At 61.5% G+C, this 706-nt stretch carries 1 protein-coding gene; it reads left to right on the top strand.

Annotated features, from left to right (window positions below; all coding sequences use genetic code 11):
- A partial coding sequence (locus tag ABD768_RS42975; protein ID WP_344850760.1) for a phage portal protein occupies positions 1-594 on the top strand: 594 nt, incomplete at its 5' end.
- Positions 595-706 lie beyond the last annotated feature (112 nt).

Genomic DNA, 706 nt, shown 5'->3' with positions numbered 1-706 from the left:
GGCGTGGACGTGTGGGAGTCCCAGTCCACTGACGTGACCCCGTGGACGACTGCCTTACAGAACGAGATGAAGCAGCTCGCCGACATGAGCATGACCCCGTTCGGCATCAACAGCAATGATACGGGCGGTAGCGCGTCTGGCGCTGACTTGAAGCGTGAGGGCGTGCTGTTCAAGGCTCAGGATCTGAATGAGCGTGCCGACGATGCGCTGGTGCGTATCATGCGCATGGCGTTGGTCTTGGATGGGAAGACGGACGCGGCGGACGAGGATTTCACGACCTTGTGGCTGCCCATCATGCCGATCCAGTATTCCGATCCGGCTTCCGCCGCCAGCCAGTTGAATGGCATCGTGAGCGGCGACATGATCAAGCGTAAGGTGCTTGGTTGGAGTGAGCAGGATATCGAGGATGACCGTCGTGCGTTGGACATGCAGACGTTGAACGGTACGGCGCAGAGCGTGGCCGCCGAACAGGCGGGTACGCGTGATGTGGATGATTCGTTTGACGCTCTCGCGCAGGCGGCGCCCGGTACGACGGCGACGGTTGAGTCGAATGATGGCATCCCCGTCCCGCAGGTCGCCGGTGGCGGTGAATGATGGCATCAAGCACGTTGACCCGCTTGCGGAATCTGAGCACCGCGTATGACCGTCAACTGTCCGGCTTGTCGCAGGCGTACAGTGCCGCGTCGTGGAAGCTGTGGGCGACGTT

This window comes from Kribbella ginsengisoli (assembly GCF_039537185.1).
GTDB lineage: Bacteria > Actinomycetota > Actinomycetes > Propionibacteriales > Kribbellaceae > Kribbella > Kribbella koreensis.
This window is presented reverse-complemented; position numbering and strand designations above follow the sequence as displayed.